General features: G+C 67.5%; 21 protein-coding genes and 1 pseudogene. 13 read left to right on the top strand and 9 right to left on the bottom strand.

Features of this window, described 5'->3' with window-relative positions; translation table 11 throughout:
• The first annotated feature begins 15 nt into the window (after positions 1-15).
• Positions 16-639 carry a LysE family translocator gene (locus AC07WJ_RS01015; protein ID WP_494932667.1) on the top strand — a complete coding sequence of 208 codons (624 nt, stop codon included), beginning with the start codon at positions 16-18 and terminating at the stop codon, positions 637-639.
• A gap of 15 nt (positions 640-654) precedes the next feature.
• Here the strand turns inward: AC07WJ_RS01015 and AC07WJ_RS01010 are convergent, their stop codons facing one another.
• Complete coding sequence (locus AC07WJ_RS01010) at positions 655-1656, bottom strand: adenosine kinase (protein ID WP_494932666.1); 1002 nt, start codon at positions 1654-1656, stop codon at positions 655-657.
• Between the two features lie 153 nt (positions 1657-1809).
• Between AC07WJ_RS01010 and gnd the strand changes: the two genes are divergently transcribed.
• Both gnd and AC07WJ_RS01000 read left to right on the top strand, forming a co-directional pair.
• Positions 1810-2793: a phosphogluconate dehydrogenase (NAD(+)-dependent, decarboxylating) gene (gene gnd / locus AC07WJ_RS01005; RefSeq protein ID WP_494932665.1), complete on the top strand. Its 984-nt coding sequence runs from the start codon at positions 1810-1812 to the stop codon at positions 2791-2793.
• Positions 2790-3326 carry a gluconokinase gene (locus AC07WJ_RS01000; protein WP_494932664.1) on the top strand — a complete coding sequence of 179 codons (537 nt, stop codon included), beginning with the start codon at positions 2790-2792 and terminating at the stop codon, positions 3324-3326. Before gnd ends, AC07WJ_RS01000 begins: the two co-directional genes overlap by 4 nt.
• Here the strand turns inward: AC07WJ_RS01000 and AC07WJ_RS00995 are convergent, their stop codons facing one another.
• Both AC07WJ_RS00995 and AC07WJ_RS00990 read right to left on the bottom strand, forming a co-directional pair.
• A complete protein-coding gene (locus tag AC07WJ_RS00995) occupies positions 3327-4109 on the bottom strand; it encodes an HpcH/HpaI aldolase family protein (RefSeq protein ID WP_494932663.1) in 783 nt (260 codons plus the stop codon). It abuts the gene before it with no gap.
• Positions 4109-5071, bottom strand: a complete 963-nt coding sequence (locus tag AC07WJ_RS00990; protein ID WP_494932662.1) for a ribokinase — start codon at positions 5069-5071, stop codon at positions 4109-4111. The genes AC07WJ_RS00995 and AC07WJ_RS00990 overlap by 1 nt, the downstream gene beginning before the upstream one ends.
• Positions 5072-5208: 137 nt before the next feature.
• Here AC07WJ_RS00990 and AC07WJ_RS00985 point away from each other — a divergent pair, with 137 nt between their 5' ends.
• The 5 genes from AC07WJ_RS00985 to AC07WJ_RS00965 all read left to right on the top strand — a co-directional run bounded on the left by AC07WJ_RS00985 (position 5209) and on the right by AC07WJ_RS00965 (position 9888).
• Positions 5209-5952, top strand: coding sequence for an ABC transporter ATP-binding protein (locus AC07WJ_RS00985; RefSeq protein WP_494932661.1), 744 nt, complete (start codon positions 5209-5211; stop codon positions 5950-5952).
• Positions 5949-6626, top strand: coding sequence for a phosphoribosylanthranilate isomerase (locus AC07WJ_RS00980; protein WP_494932660.1), 678 nt, complete (start codon positions 5949-5951; stop codon positions 6624-6626). Before AC07WJ_RS00985 ends, AC07WJ_RS00980 begins: the two co-directional genes overlap by 4 nt.
• 10 nt (positions 6627-6636) lie before the next feature.
• Positions 6637-7434 (top strand): ABC transporter permease, encoded by a 798-nt coding sequence (locus AC07WJ_RS00975; RefSeq protein ID WP_494932659.1) that lies wholly within the window; start codon positions 6637-6639, stop codon positions 7432-7434.
• A 240-nt stretch (positions 7435-7674) separates the two neighbouring features.
• Positions 7675-9027 carry a polyhydroxyalkanoate depolymerase gene (locus AC07WJ_RS00970; protein ID WP_494932658.1) on the top strand — a complete coding sequence of 451 codons (1353 nt, stop codon included), beginning with the start codon at positions 7675-7677 and terminating at the stop codon, positions 9025-9027.
• Positions 9028-9150: 123 nt separating this feature from the next.
• Positions 9151-9888 (top strand): M48 family metallopeptidase, encoded by a 738-nt coding sequence (locus AC07WJ_RS00965; RefSeq protein ID WP_494932657.1) that lies wholly within the window; start codon positions 9151-9153, stop codon positions 9886-9888.
• A 2-nt stretch (positions 9889-9890) separates the two neighbouring features.
• Here AC07WJ_RS00965 and AC07WJ_RS00960 read toward each other — a convergent pair whose 3' ends face one another.
• The 4 genes and pseudogenes from AC07WJ_RS00960 to AC07WJ_RS00945 form a co-directional block, all read right to left on the bottom strand.
• Positions 9891-10418, bottom strand: coding sequence for a GNAT family N-acetyltransferase (locus AC07WJ_RS00960; RefSeq protein WP_494933802.1), 528 nt, complete (start codon positions 10416-10418; stop codon positions 9891-9893).
• Positions 10413-10922 (bottom strand): annotated as a pseudogene (locus AC07WJ_RS00955) (GNAT family N-acetyltransferase); the annotation flags it as partial. The gene AC07WJ_RS00960 and the pseudogene AC07WJ_RS00955, both read right to left, overlap by 6 nt.
• Positions 10919-11509: a helix-turn-helix domain-containing protein gene (locus tag AC07WJ_RS00950; RefSeq protein WP_494932656.1), complete on the bottom strand. Its 591-nt coding sequence runs from the start codon at positions 11507-11509 to the stop codon at positions 10919-10921. The pseudogene AC07WJ_RS00955 and the gene AC07WJ_RS00950, both read right to left, overlap by 4 nt.
• Positions 11510-11536: 27 nt before the next feature.
• A complete protein-coding gene (locus AC07WJ_RS00945) occupies positions 11537-12301 on the bottom strand; it encodes an alpha/beta hydrolase (protein WP_494932655.1) in 765 nt (254 codons plus the stop codon).
• A 62-nt stretch (positions 12302-12363) separates the two neighbouring features.
• On the opposite strand from AC07WJ_RS00945, the gene AC07WJ_RS00940 reads away from it, so the two are divergent.
• The 4 genes from AC07WJ_RS00940 (at position 12364) to hemA (ending at position 16537) form a co-directional block, all read left to right on the top strand.
• On the top strand, positions 12364-13587 hold the full coding sequence (locus tag AC07WJ_RS00940) for a glycosyltransferase (protein ID WP_494932654.1): 1224 nt from the start codon (positions 12364-12366) through the stop codon (positions 13585-13587).
• Positions 13588-13713: 126 nt separating this feature from the next.
• Complete coding sequence (infC, locus tag AC07WJ_RS00935) at positions 13714-14253, top strand: translation initiation factor IF-3 (protein ID WP_246088796.1); 540 nt, start codon at positions 13714-13716, stop codon at positions 14251-14253.
• 162 nt (positions 14254-14415) lie between these two features.
• Positions 14416-15132 carry an aldolase gene (locus AC07WJ_RS00930; RefSeq protein ID WP_494932653.1) on the top strand — a complete coding sequence of 239 codons (717 nt, stop codon included), beginning with the start codon at positions 14416-14418 and terminating at the stop codon, positions 15130-15132.
• A 175-nt stretch (positions 15133-15307) separates the two neighbouring features.
• The gene (hemA, locus tag AC07WJ_RS00925) at positions 15308-16537 is read left to right on the top strand and encodes a 5-aminolevulinate synthase (protein ID WP_494932652.1); all 1230 of its coding nucleotides are present in this window, start codon (positions 15308-15310) and stop codon (positions 16535-16537) included.
• A gap of 4 nt (positions 16538-16541) precedes the next feature.
• Here hemA and AC07WJ_RS00920 read toward each other — a convergent pair whose 3' ends face one another.
• Together AC07WJ_RS00920 and AC07WJ_RS00915 are read right to left on the bottom strand one after the other, a co-directional pair.
• On the bottom strand, positions 16542-17498 hold the full coding sequence (locus tag AC07WJ_RS00920) for a DUF2336 domain-containing protein (protein ID WP_494932651.1): 957 nt from the start codon (positions 17496-17498) through the stop codon (positions 16542-16544).
• Positions 17499-17827: 329 nt separating this feature from the next.
• Positions 17828-18412 (bottom strand): glycosyltransferase, encoded by a 585-nt coding sequence (locus tag AC07WJ_RS00915; RefSeq protein WP_494932650.1) that lies wholly within the window; start codon positions 18410-18412, stop codon positions 17828-17830.
• A gap of 193 nt (positions 18413-18605) precedes the next feature.
• Here AC07WJ_RS00915 and ppdK point away from each other — a divergent pair, with 193 nt between their 5' ends.
• Positions 18606-21284 (top strand): pyruvate, phosphate dikinase, encoded by a 2679-nt coding sequence (gene ppdK, locus AC07WJ_RS00910; protein ID WP_494932649.1) that lies wholly within the window; start codon positions 18606-18608, stop codon positions 21282-21284.
• The last annotated feature ends 52 nt before the right edge of the window (positions 21285-21336 follow it).

The raw sequence follows: 21336 nt of genomic DNA, 5'->3' as shown, positions 1-21336 counted from the left end.
ACAGGGACAGGGTTGATGATGCCGGTCGATACGCTCTTGGTTCTCGCCGGCCTCTGGCTGATCGCCGTGATCACGCCGGGCCCGAACACGTTGCTGTTCGTGGCCGTCGGCCTGTCCTCGCCGACGCGCTCCATGCTGGCGGTTGCCGCCGCGGTGCTGATCGGCACCTTGAGCTGGGGGCTCGCCGGATTGTTCGGCCTGTTCTGGCTGTTCGAGCTGTTTCCCGCCGCCGCCATCGCGGTGAAACTGCTGGGCGGTGCCTATCTCGCCTGGATGGGCTTCAAGCTGATCCGGCGCAATCTGTGGCTGCCGGTCGAGACCGGCCGGGCCCGGGCGCCGGCCCTCGGCACCCGCAAGGCTTTCGCCACCGGGCTCGTCACGGCGCTGGGCAATCCCAAGTCGCTGGTTTTCGTCTCGTCGCTGTTCGCGGTGACCCATCTCGCCGAGCAGCCGCTGGCCATCGGTTTCCTCGGCGTCGCCATCATGGTCTCGATCTCGGCCGCCTATTACCTGCTTTTCGCGCTGATCCTGCGCAAACTGCCGATCGCCCGCGGTCCGAGCCGCGTCGGCCGCGCGCTCGGCGCCGGCGCGGGCCTGGTCATGGTCGCCTATGGCGGCAAGATGATCTGGGAGCGCTGACGCGCTCCCGTTCCATCACAGGGTGAAGCCGTTTTCGGCGGCAAGCGATTTCAGATCGGCTTCCGGCCGGGCGCCCATATGGCTGATGATCTCGGCGGCGCAGAGCGCGCCGAGCCCGAGCGAGGCCTCGTGGCCCATGTCGCGGGCGAAACCCGCCAGGAAGCCGGCCGCGAACAGGTCGCCGGCGCCCGTCGTGTCGACCACCCGGCTGACCGGAAAAGCCGGCACGGAAACGAGAGTGTTGCCTTCCGCCGCCAGGGCGCCCTCGTCGCCGCGGGTCACCACCGCGAGCCGCGCATCGGCGCGCAGGGCATCGAGCGCCGTGGCGAAATCGCTGGTCTGGTAGAGCGACTTCAGCTCGCTCTCGTTGGCGAACACGATATCGACCACCTTGTCGCGCAGGAGCTGGACGAATTCGTCACGGTAGCGGTCGACGCAGAACGAATCCGACAGGGTCAGCGCCACCTGGCGGCCGGCGCCGTGGGCGATCTTGGCGGCCTTCAGGAAGGCCTGCTTGGCGGCCGGCGGATCCCACAGATAGCCTTCCAGATAGGTCACGCCGGCATTGGCGATGGTGTCCTCGTCGACATCGTCCGATGACAGCAGCTGGGCGGCGCCGAGATAGGTGTTCATGGTGCGCTCGCCGTCGGGCGTCACCAGAATGAAGCAGCGCGCGGTCGCCGGGCCGCCGGCGGCGAGGCTGGTCGGAAAATGCACGCCGGCCGCACGAATGCCATGGCTGAAGGTACGGCCGAGCGGGTCGTCCTTCACCTTGCCGATGAAGCCGGGCTTCAGACCGAGCATGCCGCAGCCGACAATGGTATTGGCCGCCGATCCGCCGGAAATTTCCACCGTCTGCGCCATCGCCGCGTAGATCGCCTCGGCGCGCGGCTCGTCGATCAGCATCATCGCGCCTTTCGGCACGTCGAGCTTGGCGAGCAGGTCGTCCTGGACGCGGGCGAGGACGTCGACGATGGCGTTGCCGATGCCGGCAACGTCGTAGCGGGCCTGGGACATGAGACGGATTCTCCGCGAAATCTCTGGAACGGTCGCGCGCCCTCTACACTTTGGCGGCAATTCCGGCAACGTTGCCGGCGCGGATGTGGTTGACATCGCCGGCCAGTCTTGGTGCTTCACCACGGAAGGCTCGGCAGACCGGAGGAGACGGCGATGCAGCTCGGCATGGTGGGACTTGGCCGAATGGGGGCGAATATCGTCCGCCGCCTGATCCGGGCGGGGCATTCCTGCGTGGTTCACGACGCCAATCCCGGGCCGGGCCAGGCCTTGGCCGCGGAAGGGGCCGTCGACACGGCGAGCCTGGCGGCGCTGGTCCAGGCCCTGGCGCTGCCGCGCGCCGTCTGGGTCATGCTGCCGGCGGGCGCCGTGACCGAAGGCGCCATTGCCGAGCTGGCGGCGCTGCTCGCCCCCGGCGACACCATCATCGATGGCGGCAATACCTTCTGGAAAGACGATATCCGCCGCGCCGCGGCCCTGGCCGAAAAGCAGCTCACCTATCTCGATATCGGCACATCGGGCGGCGTCTGGGGCCTCGAGCGCGGCTATTGCCTGATGATCGGCGGCGACAAGGCGGCGGCGACGCGGCTCGACCCGATCTTCGCCGCGCTGGCGCCGGGGCGCGGCGACATCCCGGCGACACGCCATCGCGATGATCGCGGCGGCACGGCCGAGCAGGGTTATCTCCATTGCGGACCGAGCGGCGCGGGCCACTATGTTAAAATGATCCATAACGGCATCGAATACGGCATGATGCAGGCCTTCGCCGAAGGCTTCGACATCCTGAAGAATGCTGGCTCGGCGAGGCTTCCGGCCGAGCAGCGTCTCGATCTCGATCTCGCCGACGTCGCCGAGGTCTGGCGGCGCGGCAGCGTCGTCACCTCCTGGCTCCTGGACCTGACCGCCGAGGCTCTGGCCGAGGACGGTGCGCTCGAGGGCTTCTCCGGCCATGTCGACGATTCCGGCGAAGGCCGCTGGACCGTCGAGGCGGCCATCGAGCAGGCGACGCCGGCGGAGGTGCTGACGTCGGCGCTCTACACCCGGTTTCGGTCGCGCCAGGACCACACCTTCGCGGAAAAGGTCCTCTCGGCCATGCGAAAGGGTTTCGGTGGCCACCAGGAGCCGAAGAAACCGGCATGAACGCTCCGATCGACGCCAACAAGGATCAGGCCGGCCTGCCGACGGCCATCATCGTCATGGGTGTGTCGGGCAGCGGCAAGTCGACGGTCGGGGCCCGTCTCGCCGGCGTGCTCGGCTGGGATTTCCGCGACGGCGATGCGTTCCATCCGCCGGCCAATGTCGAGAAGATGCGTTCGGGCGCGCCGCTCACCGATGCCGACCGCTGGCCCTGGCTCGACGCCATCGCCAGCCATGTGGCCGGGCTGGAGCAGACCGGCGGCCACGTGGTCATCGCTTGCTCCGCCCTCAAGCGGGTCTATCGCGACCGCTTGCGTGCCGCCGGCTCGCGCCTGCGTTTTGTCTATCTGGCCGGCGATTTCTCGCTGATCGACACACGCATGGCCGCCCGCCTCGATCATTTCATGCCGCCGAGCCTGCTCCGGAGCCAGTTCGCCACCCTGGAGCCGCCGGAAGCCGACGAGCATGCGATGACCGTGTCGATCGCCGCCGATCCGGACGCGATCGTCCAGGCGATCCGCGACCGGCTGGCCTGATCAGCGCGCGCGGCCGGGAAAGGCCTTGCGGTGGCGGGCGAGATCGGCGACCGCGCCTTCCTTGACCGTCCACATGTCGCATTCGCCGATGACGATGCCGTAACCCTCGGCCGCCAGCTGCGAGGCGTCGCGCCCGGGGATCGGGATGGTGCCGAGCACCTTGCCGGCCGCCTTGGTCGCGCTCGCCGCCTGGTCGATGCTGGCGAGCACGTCGGGATCGGTCAGCTGGCCGAGCTTGCCGAGCGATCCGGCCAGGTCATTGGCGCCGATGAACAGGCAATCGGCGCCGCCGAGCGCGGCGATGTCGCCGGCGATCGCGGCGCAGGCCGCGCTTTCCACCTGCAGCGCCAGGAAGGTTTCCTCGTGCGCCGTGTCGGCATAGGTCGGGTCGAAGCCGTAGAGCCCGGAGCGGGACACCGAAGCGGCATAGCCGCGCCGGCCACGCGGCGGATAGAGGCAGGCATGGATGATCGCCTTGGCCTGCTCGACCGTATCGACCATCGGCACCATCAGGGAGTGGATGCCGGCATCCAGCATGCGCTTGAAATGGCTGGGATCATGACCCGGAACGCGCACCATGGCCTCGCCGCCGCCGGCCTCGACCGCGCGCACGCAGGCCAGCACATCCGCGATATCGATCGGCGTGTGTTCGGTATCGATCAGCACGATGTCGTAGCCGGCCAGGGCATAGAGTTCGCTGATCGCCGGAGAGCCGGAAAAGACCCAGGCGCCAAGCAGCTTTTCGCCGGCGAGCGCGCGGCGCTTCAAGCGGTTGCGGATCATCAAGGTCTCCCTGGGCCCGGTTCGGGCGGCTCTGTCGAGGCTAGTGGAATATCGCGGGTCGCGAGCAAGGCCGCGCCCTGTTCGATGGCTGCGCGCTCGGGCAGGCTCGGCTGCGCGCCGAAACGCGTGCAGGCGAGCGATCCGGCCGCCGCGCCATATTCGACGGCGCTGGTCAGGCCGCGTCCTTGGGCGAGCGCCGCCGCGAAGGCGCCGCAAAAGGCATCGCCGGCCGCCGTGGTGTCGATGACGTCGACCTTCAGCGCCGGCACCGGGCAGCGCACGCCGCCGCCCCAGGCGACCGCGCCGGCCGCGCCGAGCGTCACGATGGTGGTGACCTTCAGGCGCCGGTCGATCTCGGAGGCGATGGTTTCGACGTCGCGGCTGGCGAGATCCAGGGTGTCGGCGAGCGGCAGCACTTCGTGCTCGTTGACGATGATCACATCGACCAGCGCCAGCAGCGCCGGCGGCACGGGCCCCGCCGGCGCCCGGTTGAGCAGCACCTTGAGCCCGCGCGCCCTGGCCCAGCGGGCGGCCGCGAGGATCTCGGCCTCCGGCACTTCCCATTGCAGCATCATGATGTCGCCCGAGCCGGCCGGCAGGCCGTCGAGCGAGGCCGCCGATGCGTGGGCATTGGCGCCGGCCGCGACGACGATCTGGTTGCGGCCGGCCGCGTCCACGGCGATGAAGGCAGCGCCCGTCGGGGCTTCGACCCGCGCCACCCGCGTGACGTCGACCCCGGCCGCCGCGAGGGCGGCGAGCGCGCCTTCCGCGAAACTGTCGCGGCCGACGGCACCGACCATCACCACTTCGGCGCCGGCGCGCCGCGCGGCCAGCGCCTGATTGGCGCCCTTGCCGCCGGGCACCACGGCATAGTCGGGACCGAGCACGGTTTCACCTGCCGCCGGCAGCACCGGTACACGCGCGACCAGATCGATATTGAGGGAGCCGAAGACGACGATCATGGCGGCAGGCTGGCTTGCCGGGCGAGGCGCGGTCAAGAGCAGGGCGGCAATGCAATGCCGGATCCCGCCGGTCTCGAATTGCGCCGATCACGGATTTTGATTTGCCCTGGGGATCGCGACGCGCGATGCACGGGGGCATGGAACAGCCTGCGATAGAAGCCAAGGCTCTGGTCAAGGACTACGGCACGGTGCGGGCCGTGGACAGCCTGTCCTTTGCGCTGGCGCCGGGCTCGACCACCGCCCTGCTGGGCGGCAACGGCGCCGGCAAGACCACCACTATCGGCATGATCATGGGCTTGACGCTGCCGACCTCGGGCGAGGTCCGCGTGCTCGGCACCGATATGGCGCGCCGCCGGCACGACGTGCTGCACCGGATGAATTTCGAGAGCCCCTATGTCGACATGCCCCACCGGCTGACCGTGCGCCAGAACCTGACCGTATTCGGCAAGCTCTACGGTGTCGGCACGCTGAAGCAGCGGATCGCCGCGCTCGCCGCCGATCTCGATCTCGGCGACTTCCTGGATCGCGCCACCGGCAAGCTGTCGGCCGGCCAGAAAACCCGCGTGGCGCTGGCCAAGGCGCTGATCAACGATCCCGAAGTGATGCTGCTGGACGAGCCGACCGCTTCCCTCGACCCCGATACCGCCGACTGGATCCGTGGCCATCTCGAGCAATACCGGGCACGCCGTGGCGCGACGATCCTGCTGGCTTCCCATAATATGGGCGAGGTCGAGCGCTTGTGCGACCGGGTCATCATGCTGAAGGGCGGGCGCATCGAGGACGAAGGCTCGCCGGCCGAGCTGATCGCACGTTATGGGCGCTCGAACCTCGAGGAGGTCTTTCTCGATGTGGCCCGCGGACGCAAGGAGGCGGCCGAATGAACACCCATATGACCAACAGCCGTCCGCGCGTGAAGATCTGCTGCATCTCCTCGGTCGCCGAGGCCCGGATGGCCATCGCCGCCGGCGCCGATGCGCTCGGTTTCGTTGCGGCCATGCCGTCCGGTCCCGGCATTGTCGACGATGCGACGATCCGTGCGGTGACCGCCGACCTGCCGCCGCCGATCGCCAGCTTCCTCTTGACCTCACGGGTTCGTGGTCTCGATATCGTCGACCATATCCGCGCCTGCGGCACCAATACGGTCCAGATCGTCGATCATATCGACCCGGCCGAACATGCCGTCGTCGCGGTGGCCTTGCCGATGGTGCGGCGGGTCCAGGTCATCCATGTCGAGGGGCCGCAGGCGCTCGACCTGATCCCGGCCTATGAACCCTATGTCCATGCCTTCCTGCTCGATTCCGGCAAACCCGGCGGCACCATGCGCGAGCTCGGCGGCACCGGGCGCACCCATGACTGGGCGGTCAGCCGCCAGTTCGTCGCCAAGACCACCAAGCCGGTCTTCCTGGCCGGCGGGCTGAATGCCGGCAATGCCAGGCAAGCGATCGCCGGCGTCAGGCCGTTCGGGCTCGATCTCTGTTCCGGCGTGCGCACCGAGGGCCATCTCGACCGGGCCAAGCTGACCGCCTTCATGCAGGCGGTCAGGGGCGCGGAATGAGGGTCGCGCAATGAGCTTTTCCTTCGCGCGCGTCGGTGCGATGTGCCTGCGCTATCTCTACCTCCTGCAATCGTCATGGCCGCGGCTGCTCGAACTGGTCTACTGGCCGGTCCTGAACCTTCTGACCTGGGGCTTTCTGCAGACCTATGCGATGAAGACCGCGAGCGGCACGCTGTTCGCCGCCGGCGCCCTGGTTTCGGGCCTGTTGCTTTGGGAGGTGCTGTTCCGCGGCCAGCTCGGCTTTTCGATCTCCTTTCTCGAGGAGATCTGGTCGCGCAATCTCGGCAACCTCCTGATGAGCCCGCTGCGCCCGATCGAATTCGTCGTGGCGCTGATGGCCATGAGCCTGGTCCGGCTGATGGTCGGGCTGTTGCCGACGGTGATCCTGGCCGTGGCCTTTTTCGGCTTCGACATGGCCCGCCTCGGCATCGGCCTCGTGGCCTTTTTCGCGCTGCTGATCATCACCGGCTGGGCCGTCGCGCTGCTGGTCGCCGGCCTCATCCTGCGCCACGGCCTGGGCGCCGAGAGCCTGGCCTGGACGATCCTGTTCGTGTTCTGGCCGCTGTGCTGCGTCTATTATCCGCTCTCCGTGCTGCCCTGGTGGCTGAAGCCGGTGGCGCTCGCGCTGCCGCCGACCTATGTCTTCGAGGGCATGCGCGGCGTGCTCGCCGACGGCATCCTCAGGCTCGACTATCTCGCCGCCGCCGCGCTGCTCAACGTCCTCTGGGCCGCTGCTGCCGCCTGGGCCTTCGTTTTCCTCTTGAACCAGGCCAGGGCCGCCGGCTCGCTTCTGTCCGGCGGAGAATGAGATTTTGCCGACGCGGTGATCCGGAGAACGAATTATCCGTATAAACCCGGACAGACGAAAGTTAACAGTTTGTTAGCCGTGCTCTGATTGCCTGCATTGTGTCAAAGAGATTACAAACTACCGCAGCGCAGCAATAGAAGTTGGGTTAATCCGCGTGAAGCCGCCATCGTGGCGCCGTGCCGGCCGGTTCAATCCTTGAACCCGATCGGGACCCAGCCCCTCTTTTCGGAGGCTTATCGAGTGCCGCTTTATCATTGGTACGAAGCAACGCATGCCATGCTGTCGCCTTATCGCGCCATGGCCGATGCGACCAAGCTGGCCCTGTCGAACCCGGTCAACCCATGGTCGCATACGCCGTTCGGCAAGCAGATGGCAGCGGCCTGCGAGGTGTTCGAGCGCACCACCCGCCGTTATGGCAAGCCGGCCTTCAACCTGCCGACCGCGCTGGTCGGCGGCGAGCGCGTCGCGGTCACCGAGAAGGTCGTGTGGTCGCGGCCGTTCTGCAATCTGATCCATTTCCAGCGCGCCATCCCGCGCAACCACCGGCCCGATCCGAAAGTCCTGATCGTCGCGCCGATGTCGGGCCATTACGCCACGCTGCTGCGCGGCACCGTCGAATCGTTCCTGCCGAGCCACGAGGTGTTCATCACCGACTGGATCGACGCCCGCATGGTGCCGATGAGCGACGGCCCGTTCGATCTCGACGACTATGTCGATTACGTCATCTCGATGCTGCATGTGCTGGGTCCCGACACCCATGTGATCGGCGTCTGCCAGCCGGCCGTGCCGGTGTTCATGGCGGTCGCGCGCATGGAGGCCGAGGAAGACCCCTATGTGCCGACGACACTGACCTTGATGGGCGGACCGATCGATACCCGCTCCAATCCGACCGCGGTCAACAAGCTCGCCCATGAGCGCGGCACCGACTGGTTCCGGCGCAATGTCATCACCACGGTGCCGTTTCCCCATGCCGGCATGATGCGGCCGGTCTATCCGGGCTTCCTGCAGCTGACCGGCTTCATGACGATGAATCTCGACCGGCATGTCGATGCCCATCGCGATCTGTTCCGCAACCTGGTCAAGGGCGACGGCGACGGCGCCCAGAAGCATCGCGAGTTCTACGACGAATATCTGTCGGTCATGGACCTGACCGCCGAATTCTACATGCAGACGATCGAGCGGGTGTTCGTCGAGCATCACCTGCCGCGCGGCATCATGATGCATCGCGACCAGCCGGTCGATCCCAAGGCGATCAAGCGGGTCGCCTTGATGACGGTCGAAGGCGAAAACGACGATATTACCGGCGGCGGCCAGACGCTCGCCGCCCATGGGCTCGCGACCTCGATCCCCGAGGACATGCGGGTTCACTACCTGCAGCCGGCGGTCGGCCATTACGGCGTGTTCAACGGCTCGCGGTTCCGTGCCGAGATCGCGCCGCGGGTGATGGATTTCATGCGCACCCATGCCTATCGGAAGGCCAAGGCCGCCGAGCCCGTGCAAAATGCGACGCCGGTGGCCAAACCCGGCGCGCTCAAGATCATCCGCGGCGGCCGCACGGCCTCGGGCGCGGTCCATTCGGCCAAGAAGGATTGATCGGACGGCGCCCGGGCCGCGGCGAACCTGATGCCGCGGACCCGCTGAATGTGTCCCGGCCGGCCGTCGGCGCGAGCCGTCCCATGTGGCGTTCGGCCCACCGACTCAGCTAATCTCCCGGCCATGTCGATCATCCGCCGCCTGTTCCAGCGCGAGCCCGATCCCGAGACGATCACCGTCCATCACGAGGGGGTCGCCTATCGGGTCGCGGTGCGACGCATGGCACAGGCGCGCCGCTTCACGCTCAGGGTGCGTGCGGCGAGCCGCGACGCCGTGCTGACCATGCCGCCGCGCGCCCGCTTCGCCGATGCCTCGGCTTTTGCCGAACGCCATGGCGGCTGGATCGCCGCCCGTCTCAACCGCATTCCCGACGCGCTCGACTTCACGCCCGGCGCCGTCCTGCCGCTCCGGGGCGTCGCCCATGAGGTGGTGCATCGCACCGACCGGCGCGGCACGGTCTGGGTCGAGAACGGCGAGATCCATGTCGCCGGCGACGAGGCCTTCGTGGCGCGCCGGGTGCAGGACTATCTCAAGCGCGAGGCGAAGAAGGACCTGGAGGCGGCCACCCGCCGTCATGCCGATGCGCTCGGGGTCAAGGTGACGCGCATCACCATGCGCGACCAGTCGAGCCGCTGGGGCTCATGCTCGTCGACCGGCGCGATCAACTATTCCTGGCGGCTGATCCTCGCGCCGCCCTTCGTGCTCGACTACCTGGCGGCGCATGAGGTGGCGCATCTGCGCGAGATGAACCATTCGGCCCGCTTCTGGCGCATCGTCAGGGATCTCTGCCCGGGGCTCGAGGCGGCCAAGGCCTGGCTGCGTGCCAATGGCGCGCATCTGCATCGCTACGGCACGAGCTGATCTCAGGACAGCCGCTTCTGCATGAACACCAGATCGAGCCGGCGGCCGAACTTGGTGCCGACCTCGTACATGCGGCCGACTTCGGTGAACCCGGCGCGCCGGTGCAGCTTCAGCGAGGCCCGGTTCGAGCCCTCGATGCCGCCGATGATCATATGTTTGCCCTGGGCTTTCGCGCGCAGGATCAGGGCATCGACGATGGCGACCCCGACCCCGCCGCCGCGCCGATCCGGGCTGACATAGATGGAATGCTCGACCGCGTCGCGATAACCCTCCCAGGCGCGGAACTGGACATAGGATCCGAACCCGACCACCTGCCCGTCGTCCACCGCCACCAGCACCGGATGGCCTGCCGCCACCCGCTCGCGCCACCAGACGCGCCGGCTTTCGAGATCGACCGGGGCGTCGGTCCAGACCGCCGTGGTGTTGACGATGGCGTCGTTGAGAATGGCGAGGATCGCCGGGAGGTCCTCCTCGCGGGCATCGCGAACGGTTGCGCTGGATGCTCGTGCCGGCCGTTCCGGTTCCAGCATCTTGACGAAGAAGGTGCTGTCGCAAAAACCGCCATCGGGCCATAGCGCATAATCGGCGACGAAGCCGCAGCGCTGCCAGCCGGCGCGCTCATAGACCCGGATCGCCTGGTCGTTGGAGGTGTCGAGGATCAAGAGGCTGCGCCCGAGCGCCCGGGCCTCGTCCTCCAGCCGCTGCAGCATGGCGCCTGCAATGCCCTGGCGCCGGCCGTCGTGATGGACGAGCATCTTGCGCACCTCGGCGCGATGCGGCTGGTTCGGCGGCATGTCGAGGCCGAGCTGCGCCGTGCCGACGATGCGGTCGTCGAGGAAGGCGGCGACGAGCACCGTTTCGGCCGCGGCGACCTTGTCGGCTATGCCCTGGAAAAAGGCTTCGGCATCGGCCTGGCCATAAGGGTTCATGAAACTGACCGAAGCGCCGTGGGCGACGCAATCGACCAGGACGCGGGCCAGCGCCGGGACATGCCGGCGCGCCGCCTCGGCGTCGAGAACTTCGATGCGAATCATCGGCGACCTCCATCGGGGACCAGCACCACGGCATAGCGCGCCGGCTGGTCGCCGCGGTTTTCAAAAACGAGCGGTTCGTCGAGCCGCATGACCCGGCAGTCGCCCGGGCCAAGCTCGGTGGCCAGCCCGTCGGTCGTGAGCGTCAGCACGCCCTCGAACACCCAGACGAATTGCTCGGCCGGCACGGAGACGAGGTTGTCATAGGCAATCCGGGCGCCGGCCGGCAGCATGACCTCGACGATATCGGTGCTCGACGCACCGCGCGGGGCGACGTTGCGCCGCGTATATCCCGTCTCGGGATCGACCCGCACCGGACTGTCGGCGGCGCGGCGCACCGCCTCCCGGCGTGGTTCATCCTGTTCGAACAGGGCTGCGAGCGTCACGCCCAGGGCGCCGCCCAGCTTTACCAGCAGCACCGCGGTGGCGCTGGCTTCGGCGCGCTCGATCCTGGAAATCATGGCGCGCGACACACCGGATATGGTGGCGAGCTGGTCGAGAGTAAAGCCCTTGGCGGCGCGCAGCTCGCGAACCCGGGAGGCGACAACCTGGTCAAGGTCGCTGACATTGTCCATGATCAGAGAATACAATTCTCAGATCGTAGAATCAAGGGGCTGTCAGCCACCGGCCATGGCCGCAACCGCCTCGGTGAGGCGGGTGATGTCCTCCGGCCTGGACAGGCGATGGTCGCCGTCCTTGATCAGGGTCACCACGACGTCATCGCGCGCGATTCGCGCCACCATGTCCATGGCATGCTGCCATGGAACATCGGGATCCTGCATGCCCTGCAGCACATGCACCGGGCAGCCGGTCTCGACGAGGCCGCCCAGCACCAGATTGTTGCGGCCGTCCTCGATCAGCGCGCGGGTGATCGGATAGCCGCCGGCATCATAAGGCGACGGCCGCATCCATTGTCCCTCGGTTTCGATCTGCCGCTTCACCGCTTCGGGGAACGCCTTCCACATCAGGGCCTCGGTGAAATCGGGCGCCGGCGCGATCAGCACCATGCCGCCGGCCGGCCGGGCCAGCCGCCGGGTCACCAGCAGCGCGATCCAGCCGCCCATCGACGAGCCGACCAGGATCGGCGCCTCGCCGGCCAGCGCCACGATCGCCGCGGCCTCCTCGGCCCAGCGGCTGATCGTGCCGTCTTCGAACCGGCCCGGTGATTCGCCGTGGCCGGAATAGTCGAAGCGCAAATAGGCGCGACCGGTCGCCGCGGCGAATTCGGCCAGCGCCTCCGCCTTGGTGCCCTTCATGTCGGACTTGAAGCCGCCGAGCCAGACGATGGTCGGCCCGCTGCCTTCGATCCGCCGATAGGCGATCTGGCGGGCCGCGGCCGCCTGGCCGACGCTGAGGAATTGCGGATCAGGTAAGCTCGGCATCACACTCGTCCTTTACGATTCGCTTGTGGTCCTACCTGTCCGGGCCGTGCTGGGAAAGAGCGATGCGCGACACCAGTCTGCCGCAAGAGCTGGGTCTGGAAGGCCGCACCGTGCTGCAGGTGCTGCCGGCGCTCGACGGCGGCCGCGTTTCCCGGCAGGTGCTGGCCATTGCCGCCGCATTGACCCGTGCCGGCGCGCGCGCCCTCGTGGCGGCGGACAAGGGCCCGGCGATCGGCGAGCTGCAGGCGGCCGGCGGCGAATGGATCCCGCTCGATGCCCGGACCCGCAGCCCGGTCAGCCTGATGCGCAATGCCGCGACCCTGTCGGGACTGATCGGCCGCGAAACCGTCGATCTCGTTCACGCCCATGCCCGCGGTCCGGCCTGGAGCGCCCATGTGGCGACCCGGCTGGCGCGCCGGCCCTTCGTCACCAGCTTCCACACCTCGCCGGATGCCGCCTCGCGGCTGCCGGCCTTGGCCAATTGGGCGCTCGCCCGCGGCGACGCCGTGCTGGCGGCTTCCGGCTATCTCGCCACCCGGATCGGCGCCGCCCACGGCGTCGACGCCCAGCGCCTGGCCGCGGTCTCGCCCGGCCTCGACCTCTCCGGTTTCGAGCCGGCACGGGTGCCGCGCGAGGCGAGCGTCGGCTTCCGGCTGGCCGCGGGGCTGACCGGGACCGGCCGGGTGGTGGTGCATCAGGCGCGGCTCGATCCGGGCAAGGGCCAGATGGTGCTGGTCGACGCCGCACGCCTGCTGGTCAATGGCGGTCTCAGCGAAACCGTCTTCGTGCTGGCCTGCGAGGGCATCGAGCGATCGGACTATCGGGCGGAGCTCGAGCAGCGGATCCAGGCGCAGGGCCTGGACGATATCGTGCGCCTGGTCGGTTCGGCCGATGCCGGCGCTTGCGCATTGCTGGCGGCCGACCTGGCGGTGGTCTCGTCGACCGAGCCGGAAGCGGTCGGCCGCAACGCCATCGAAGCCATCGCCATGGGACTGCCGCCGATCGTCTCCGACGACGGCGCCTTGCCGGAGGTGGTGCCGGCGCCGCCGGGCGTCGGCGCCGCCGACCGCGTCGGCTTTCGCGTCCCGCCCGGCGATCCCCTGGCGCTGGCCGAAGGCATCGGCGCCGGCCTGTCGCTGGCCCGCGGCGAGCACGCGGCGATGTCGCGGCGCGCCCGCGCCCATGCCGGGCGATTTTCGCTCGAACGCATGCATGAGGACGTGCTCGGGGTCTATCGCCGGCTGCTGATTGTCCGGGGCCGCGCTAAAATCGCCGGGAACCATTGACTTCCGCGGCAATTCTACCGATCTTCCCGTCCTTCCGGATGCTCCGTTGATCCTGCGTCGTTCCCGCACGGGGAATGTCGTTCGATCCAGCGTCCGGCACCTTGCAACATCAGAGGAGATGTCCCCATTCGCAGACCAATGAGAGCCGCCGCCCCCGTCGAACGTGACGGCCCGCGCATCAACGACATGATCCGTGTCCGTGACGTCCAGCTGATCGACGCCGAAGGTGAAAACCGCGGTGTGGTCCCGACGCGCGATGCGGTCCAGATGGCTACTGAAGCGGGTCTTGACCTCGTCGAGGTCGCGCCGAACGCCGTGCCGCCGGTCTGCAAGATCATGGACTACGGCAAGTTCAAGTTCCAGGAACAGAAAAAGGCCGCCGAGGCCCGCCGGAACCAGAAGACGGTCGAGGTCAAGGAAATCAAGCTGCGCCCCGGCATCGACGATCACGACTACGATACCAAGATGAAGGCGATGAAGCGCTTCTTCGAGGAAGGCGACAAGGTCAAGGTGACCCTGCGCTTCCGCGGTCGCGAAATGGCCCATGTCGATATCGGCGTGAAGGTCCTCGATCGCGTCAAGGCCGACACGCTGACCATTGCCAAGGTCGAGCAGGAGAGCCGGCTCGAGGGCAAGCAGATGATCATGATCCTGGCACCCAAGTGAGTGCGGGTCTGAGGTGAAGACGTCAGACCACGCGCCGGACTGAGTTGCGCTGAGAGCGCATCGACGGCACGGCGCCCGAGCGCCATAAAGACGCCTGCGGATATCCGCGGGCGTTTTTGTTTTGCAACAGGCCCCAAGCCCACAGGGATCAGGAACGGGATCATGACCGCCGAATTGAAGACATTGCGCCGGGAGCTCGCCGCGGCGCTTCGGCTCGCCGCCAGGTTCGAGTTCAACGAAGGTGTCTGCAACCATTTCTCGGTGGTTGTTCCCGGCGAGCACGAGCGCTTCCTGATCAACCCCTACGGCATTCACTGGGCCGAGATGCGCCCGGACGACCTCCTGCTGATCGACGGCGAAGGCGCCATTCACGAGGGCTGGGGCGAGGTCGAGGCCTCCGCGCGCAACATCCATATTGCCGGTCATCGCGCCAATCCGCGTCACCAGGCGATCCTGCACGTGCACATGCCCCATGCCACCGCCCTGACCATGGTCGAGGACGGCAAGCTGGAAATGGCCCACCAGACCGCCTGCCGCTTCCTCGACCGCACCGCCTATCAGGGTTTCGGCGGCGTGGCGCTGACGGCCGAAGAGGGCGAGCGCATCGCCAGGGCACAGAAGGACAATCCGCACGCCGACGTCATCTTCCTCGACCATCACGGCGTGAGCATTGGCGGGCCGTCGGTGGCGGTCGCCTTCGACGACCTCTACTACCTCGAACGCGCCTGCCGGCAGCAGATCCTTGCGATGTCGACCGGCAAGCCGCTGAAGATCATTCCCGACGAGCAGGCCCGCCAGACCGCGCGCGAATGGATGCAGGTGCTGGACTATCAGGCCAACAAGCATTTCGAGGCACTGATGCGGCTGCATGGGCTTTGAGCTGCATGGGCTTTGAAGAAAGCTCCTGTGCATTTTGACGCATGGAGTGGCAGATTAGAACCGTGCTAAAGCGCTTTCGACCAGTTTGATCTTGATCAGGGCGGCCCGCCGAGGGCCGTCATATGGTTGTTGGGCTTCACCTTGTCGCCGGGGCCCGAGCGAGACCGGACCTGCCATGACCTATGCCAGATTTTTCGAAGATGCCGTCGCGCGGTTGAAGGACGAGCGGCGCTATCGCGTGTTCGCCGATCTCGAGCGCTCGGTCGGCGGCTTTCCGCGCGCCACCTGGCACGGCCCCGAGGGCGCCCGCCAGGTCGTCATCTGGTGCTCCAACGACTATCTCGGCATGGGCCACCACGCCGATGTGATCGAGGCGATGGCTGGATGTGCCCGCCGCATGGGCACCGGCGCCGGCGGCACCCGCAATATTTCCGGCACCTCCCATCCGATCGTCGAACTCGAGCGCGAGCTCGCGGATCTGCACGGCAAAGAGGCGGCCCTGGTCTTCACCTCGGGTTACGTCTCGAACCAGACCGGCATTTCGACCATTGCCCGGCTGATCCCCGACTGCCTGATCCTGTCGGATGCGCAGAACCACAATTCGATGATCGAGGGCGTGCGCCAGGCCGGTTGCCAGAAGCAGGTGTTCCGCCACAACGATCTCGCTCATCTGGAAGAGCTGCTGCGCGCCGCCGGCCGTGACCGCAACAAGCTGATCGTGTTCGAGAGCATCTATTCGATGGATGGCGACATCGGGCCGATCGAGGCCATTTGCGATCTCGCCGAGCGTTATCGCGCCATGACCTATATCGACGAGGTTCACGCGGTCGGCATGTATGGACCGCGTGGCGCCGGCATTGCCGAGCGCGACGGCGTCATGAATCGGCTCGACGTGATCGAGGGCACGCTCGGCAAGGCCTTCGGTGTCATGGGCGGCTATATCACCGGCGACGCCGTCCTGATCGACGCGGTGCGCAGCCATGCCGCCGGCTTCATCTTCACCACCGCCCTGCCGCCGGCGATCGCCAGCGCCGCGGTCACCTCGATCCGCCATCTGAAGGCCTCGTCGCGCGAGCGCGCGGCGCAGCAGCGCCAGGCCGCCCGGACCAAGCGCGTGCTGGCGCTGGCCGGCCTGCCGGTCATGGACAGCCAGACCCATATCCTGCCGGTGCTGGTGGGGGATGCCGAAAAATGCAAGGCGGCGAGCGACCGGCTGCTCAACCGTCACGGCATCTATATCCAGCCGATCAACTATCCGACGGTGCCGAAAGGCACCGAAAGGCTCAGGATCACGCCGGGGCCGGCGCATTCCGACGCCATGATCGACGATCTCGCCGCGGCCCTTCTCGAGGTCTGGCTGGCACTCGAGCTGCCGCTCAAGGCCTGGACCGAAGCGGCCGAATAGCCGGTCAGGCGGTTGCCAGGTCCGGCACCAGCCGGGCCCGTGCCATCGGCAGGCGTGACACGATGCGGTCGATTTCCGCGGGCCGCATCAGGCGGAACCGCACGGGCGCCTTGTGCACGTCGGTCAGCGGTTTGCCGGCGGTGACGCGCCAGCACTGCACCAGCGCCTCATAGGTATGCGCATCGATGCCGGCGACATGGCAGACCGCCCCGAGCGCCTTCTCGTCATCGCGCTCGATGAGTTTGCGTCCGGCCTCCGGGTCGCGTCCGATCGACCGCATGATCAGGTCGACGGCCTCCATGATCTCGCGCTTCTCGGCGAGCTTCGCGACGGCCTCGATCAGGGCATCGCCGGTCAGCGCCTCGTCCGGCGCGATCTTGAATTTCATGGCGATATCGGCCGGGCAATCGGCTCTTTGCCCGAGCAGCGCGCAGATCGCCGGATCCGAGCCGAGCCGTGCGACGATCTCGCCGAAACCCTCGGCCGACAACCGGGCGCCGGGATTGCGCGCCAGCACGGCGACCGTCGTGCTTTCGCCGATCCGCGCGATGGTGTCGGCGAGCGGGCCGGACAGGGCCTGGCGCTTGGCGATGATGCGCATATGGTCCTGGCGGTCGCTGGCGCAGACGCCGGCCAGCAATTCGTCGCTCATGTCGGGCGACATCAGGATGACCTCGGCGACCGCGACCGTGTCGCAAGCCAGCGTCATGCTCGCCTCGGGCAGTGCCGCGACGCAACGCGCCAGCTTCGGCGAGGCGCGCACCCGGCTCGGCAGGGGAGCCTCGCGCAAGGCCTGGGCGACGATGAGATCGAGAACGAGCGCCTTGCGGCTGTCGGCGCTCGGGCGTTCACGGGCGATCTCGTCGACGAGCTCCTCGACGAGCGCGCCGCGCAGCTTCGGTGCAAGTTCCCCGATCATCGCGTTGATCGGTTCCAATGCCGCGGCGATACTCGATGTCATTGGTCATGACCTTTTTTTGCACCATGACCCAAATGTCTTAACCAGTTCTGAAGGTTTTTTGCCCTCCTGGCGTGCCGATTTCGCGCTCAACGGCTGTATATTACAGCAATGTTGTCACGGATCTCGTAGATATCGGCCAAAGTCGTCTTGTCGTATCAGCCGGTTCCAAGTCCATCGCGATAGTTGATCTGGCACGGACAAAGTATCGGGCCGGGGCATGCGGTATCGTGCACATGCCGGCCCGCGCCTTCCAACCATGACATGCCGGCCGGACATGGCGCGGAGCAGGCGGGCCCGGCCGCGCGCGACCTCACCCCGCGCCGCCCGGCTCAGATGTCGAGATCGGTCGCCCGGGCGCGCAGCACGCTGATGCCGCGCCGGCCGATCGAGCGGGCAAAGGCCCGTTCGCTGCTCTGGCCGGGGCGGTGGCCGCCGCGCGAGCGATAATGCGCGGTGTTGATCAGCAATCCCTGGCTCGCGGTCGGGCCGAAGCCGAGGGCGAAGCCCAGGCGTGCCTTGAAATTGGTCAGCCGCGGCGCCATGCCGAAGCCGTCGACGCCATGGGCGAAGACCGCGGCGCGCCGCCTGGCCTCGCCATGCCGCGACACCGCCTCCAGAAAGCTGCGCACCTCGCGGATCCAGCCTTCGTCGAGCACGACGCCCGGCGCCATGAACAGGAGCCAGGGCGCCTTGGCGGTGGCGGCCGCGCTGGCAAGCCGCGCGCCCCGGTCGGCGGGCCCCTTCAGCAGCCGGCAGCCGGCGATATCGGCGACCGCCTCGGTCTCGTCGGTGGAGCCGCCGTCGACCAGGATCGCCTCGACGATCAGGCCGTCGGCCGCGCCCGCCACCAGCGAAGCCAGCGTCGGGACGAGCCGCCGCTCGTCGTTCAGGGTCGGGATCACAACGCTCAGCACGATAGCCGGTCCTTTTGCAGCGCAGTATAACGATGTCGCACTGCGTTCATCCAGCCTTCATTCGGAGGTCGTCAAAAGCGTTGGCCGGTGTCGGCCCTCACCGGCCGAGGTTGAAATCCGCCATGGAAAGCGCCTAAACAGGCGCGCCGTGGCGGCGAGCATGCGGCGCAGGATCGGAACTGGGATGTCGACAATGACGACATGGGTCTACACCTTCGGCGACGGCAAGGCCGAGGGACAGTCGAGCATGCGCAACCTGCTGGGCGGCAAGGGCGCAAATCTCGCGGAAATGTCCAATATGGGACTGCCGGTCCCGCCCGGCTTCACCATCACCACCGAGCTCTGCACGTGGTATTACGCCCATGGGCGCAGCTATCCCGCCGAACTCAAGACGCAGGTCGAAGCCGGCCTCGACCATGTCGGCCAGCTGACCGCGAAGGTTTTCGGCGACGCCAGGAACCCGCTGCTGGTTTCGGTGCGCTCGGGCGCGCGTGCCTCCATGCCCGGCATGATGGACACGATCCTCAATCTCGGCCTGAACGACGTGACGGTCGAAGCGGTGGCGGCCGGCGCCGGCGACGAGCGCTTCGCCTATGACAGCTATCGCCGCTTCATCCAGATGTATTCCAACGTCGTTCTCGACGTCGATCATCACAATTTCGAAGAGATCCTCGAGCACTACAAGGATCGCAAGGGCTATTCGCTCGACACCGAGCTCACGGCGGCCGACTGGAAGCACCTGGTCGGCGAATACAAGGTCAAGGTCGAGCAGGAGACCGGCAAGCCGTTCCCGCAGGACCCGCACGAGCAGCTGTGGGGCGCGATCGGCGCGGTGTTCTCGTCCTGGATGAACCAGCGCGCCATCACCTATCGCCGCCTTCACGCCATTCCGGAAAGCTGGGGCACCGCGGTCAATGTCCAGGCCATGGTGTTCGGCAATATGGGCGAGACCTCGGCGACCGGCGTCGCCTTCACCCGCAATCCCTCGACCGGCGCCAAGGAGCTCTATGGCGAGTTCCTGATCAATGCCCAGGGCGAGGACGTGGTGGCCGGCATCCGCACGCCGCAGAACATCACGGAAGTCGCCCGCATCGGCGCCAAATCCGACAAGCCGTCGATGGAAACCGCCCTGCCGGAGGTCTATCGCCAGTTCATTGCGGTCGCCGACACGCTGGAGCGGCACTATCGCGACATGCAGGACCTGGAATTCACCGTCGAGCGCGGCAAGCTGTGGATGCTGCAGACCCGCAACGGCAAGCGCACCGGCAAGGCGAGCCTGCGGATCGCGGTCGAGCTCGCCGCCGAGGGCCTGATCAGCCAGGACGAGGCGGTGTCGCGGGTCGATCCCGCTTCCCTCGATCAATTGCTGCATCCGACCATCGATCCGAAGGCCGAGCGGCGCATTCTCGCCTCCGGCCTGCCGGCGTCGCCCGGCGCCGCCCAGGGCGAGATCGTGTTCAATTCGGACGAAGCCGAGGCCATGAAGGCGAGCGGCCACAAGGTCATCCTGGTGCGGGTCGAGACCAGCCCGGAAGACATTCACGGCATGCATGCCGCCGAAGGCATCCTCACCACCCGCGGCGGCATGACCTCGCATGCCGCGGTGGTCGCCCGCGGCATGGGCAAGCCCTGCGTCTCGGGCGCCGGCTCGCTGCGCGTCGACTATGCCGCCCAGACCATGACGGTTGCCGGCACGACCCTGAAGAAGGGCGACGTGATCACCATTGACGGTTCCACCGGCCAGGTTCTGCTCGGCGAGGTCGCCATGCTGCAGCCGGAACTGTCGGGCGAATTCGCCACCTTGATGGGCTGGGCCGATGCCGCGCGCCGCCTGAAGGTGCGCACCAATGCCGACACGCCGGCCGATGCCCGCGTCGCGGTCAAGTTCGGCGCCGAGGGCATTGGCCTGTGCCGGACCGAGCACATGTTCTTCGACGAGGCGCGCATCGTCGCGGTGCGCGAGATGATCCTCGCCGATGACGAGAAGGGCCGCCGCCAGGCACTGGCCAAGCTCCTGCCGATGCAGCGGTCCGATTTCGTCGAGCTGTTCGAGATCATGGCCGGCCTGCCGGTGACGATCCGCCTGCTCGATCCGCCGCTGCACGAATTCCTGCCGCATACCGAGGCCGAGATCGCCGAGGTCGCGGCGGCCATGGGCGCCGACCCGAAAAAGCTGAAGGCGCGGGCCGAGGAGCTGCACGAGGTCAATCCGATGCTCGGCTTCCGTGGCTGCCGCCTGGCGGTGGCCTATCCCGAGATCGCCGAAATGCAGGCGCGCGCCATTTTCGAGGCGGCGGTCGAGGCGGCCCGGCGCAGCGGCTCGGCCATCGTGCCCGAGGTCATGGTGCCGCTGGTCGCCACGACAGCCGAATTCGACCTGGTCAAGGCGCGCATCGTCGCTATGGCCGATGCGGTGATCAAGGAAACCGGCGCCAAGCTGGATTACATCGTCGGCACCATGATCGAACTGCCGCGCGCGGCGCTGCAGGCCGGCAAGATCGCCGAAACCGCCGAATTCTTCTCCTTCGGCACCAATGACCTGACCCAGACCACCTTCGGCATCTCGCGCGACGACGCCGCGAGCTTCCTCAATCCCTACCTCGCCAAGGGCATCCTGGAGGTCGACCCGTTCATTTCGCTCGACCAGGAGGGCGTCGGCGAACTCGTCAAGATCGCCGCCGAGCGCGGCCGCGTCACGCGGCCGGACATCAAGCTCGGCATCTGCGGCGAACATGGCGGCGACCCGGCCTCGATCCATTTCTGCGAGACGGTCGGGCTCGATTATGTCTCGTGCTCGCCGTTCCGGGTGCCGATCGCTCGCCTCGCCGCCGCGCAGGCGGCGCTCGGCAAGGCGGCCGCCAGCCAGGCCTGACCGGCCGGGTATCGGCTGGACGGCATGGCTGGTCCGGGCCGGCGTTCCGTGG

This window comes from Phreatobacter sp. GW821-FHT04C01, from assembly GCF_059420385.1.
Note: the sequence above shows the minus strand (reverse complement) of the source record. Positions and strands in the feature narration are given on the sequence as shown.

Excerpts from the sequence above, each read along its gene's own strand:
- AC07WJ_RS00940 (WP_494932654.1), top strand. The coding sequence starts at position 12,364 with ATGCGCGACACCAGTCTGCCGCAAGAGCTGGGTCTGGAAGGCCGCACC.
- AC07WJ_RS00945 (WP_494932655.1), bottom strand. The coding sequence starts at position 12,301 with ATGCCGAGCTTACCTGATCCGCAATTCCTCAGCGTCGGCCAGGCGGCC.
- AC07WJ_RS00920 (WP_494932651.1), bottom strand. The coding sequence starts at position 17,498 with ATGACATCGAGTATCGCCGCGGCATTGGAACCGATCAACGCGATGATC.
- AC07WJ_RS00960 (WP_494933802.1), bottom strand. The coding sequence starts at position 10,418 with ATGCTGGAACCGGAACGGCCGGCACGAGCATCCAGCGCAACCGTTCGC.
- AC07WJ_RS00995 (WP_494932663.1), bottom strand. The coding sequence starts at position 4,109 with ATGATCCGCAACCGCTTGAAGCGCCGCGCGCTCGCCGGCGAAAAGCTG.
- AC07WJ_RS01015 (WP_494932667.1), top strand. The coding sequence starts at position 16 with ATGATGCCGGTCGATACGCTCTTGGTTCTCGCCGGCCTCTGGCTGATC.
- AC07WJ_RS01010 (WP_494932666.1), bottom strand. The coding sequence starts at position 1,656 with ATGTCCCAGGCCCGCTACGACGTTGCCGGCATCGGCAACGCCATCGTC.
- AC07WJ_RS00985 (WP_494932661.1), top strand. The coding sequence starts at position 5,209 with ATGGAACAGCCTGCGATAGAAGCCAAGGCTCTGGTCAAGGACTACGGC.
- AC07WJ_RS00980 (WP_494932660.1), top strand. The coding sequence starts at position 5,949 with ATGAACACCCATATGACCAACAGCCGTCCGCGCGTGAAGATCTGCTGC.
- AC07WJ_RS00990 (WP_494932662.1), bottom strand. The coding sequence starts at position 5,071 with ATGATCGTCGTCTTCGGCTCCCTCAATATCGATCTGGTCGCGCGTGTA.
- hemA (WP_494932652.1), top strand. The coding sequence starts at position 15,308 with ATGACCTATGCCAGATTTTTCGAAGATGCCGTCGCGCGGTTGAAGGAC.
- AC07WJ_RS00965 (WP_494932657.1), top strand. The coding sequence starts at position 9,151 with ATGTCGATCATCCGCCGCCTGTTCCAGCGCGAGCCCGATCCCGAGACG.
- gnd (WP_494932665.1), top strand. The coding sequence starts at position 1,810 with ATGCAGCTCGGCATGGTGGGACTTGGCCGAATGGGGGCGAATATCGTC.
- AC07WJ_RS01000 (WP_494932664.1), top strand. The coding sequence starts at position 2,790 with ATGAACGCTCCGATCGACGCCAACAAGGATCAGGCCGGCCTGCCGACG.
- AC07WJ_RS00975 (WP_494932659.1), top strand. The coding sequence starts at position 6,637 with ATGAGCTTTTCCTTCGCGCGCGTCGGTGCGATGTGCCTGCGCTATCTC.
- ppdK (WP_494932649.1), top strand. The coding sequence starts at position 18,606 with ATGACGACATGGGTCTACACCTTCGGCGACGGCAAGGCCGAGGGACAG.
- AC07WJ_RS00930 (WP_494932653.1), top strand. The coding sequence starts at position 14,416 with ATGACCGCCGAATTGAAGACATTGCGCCGGGAGCTCGCCGCGGCGCTT.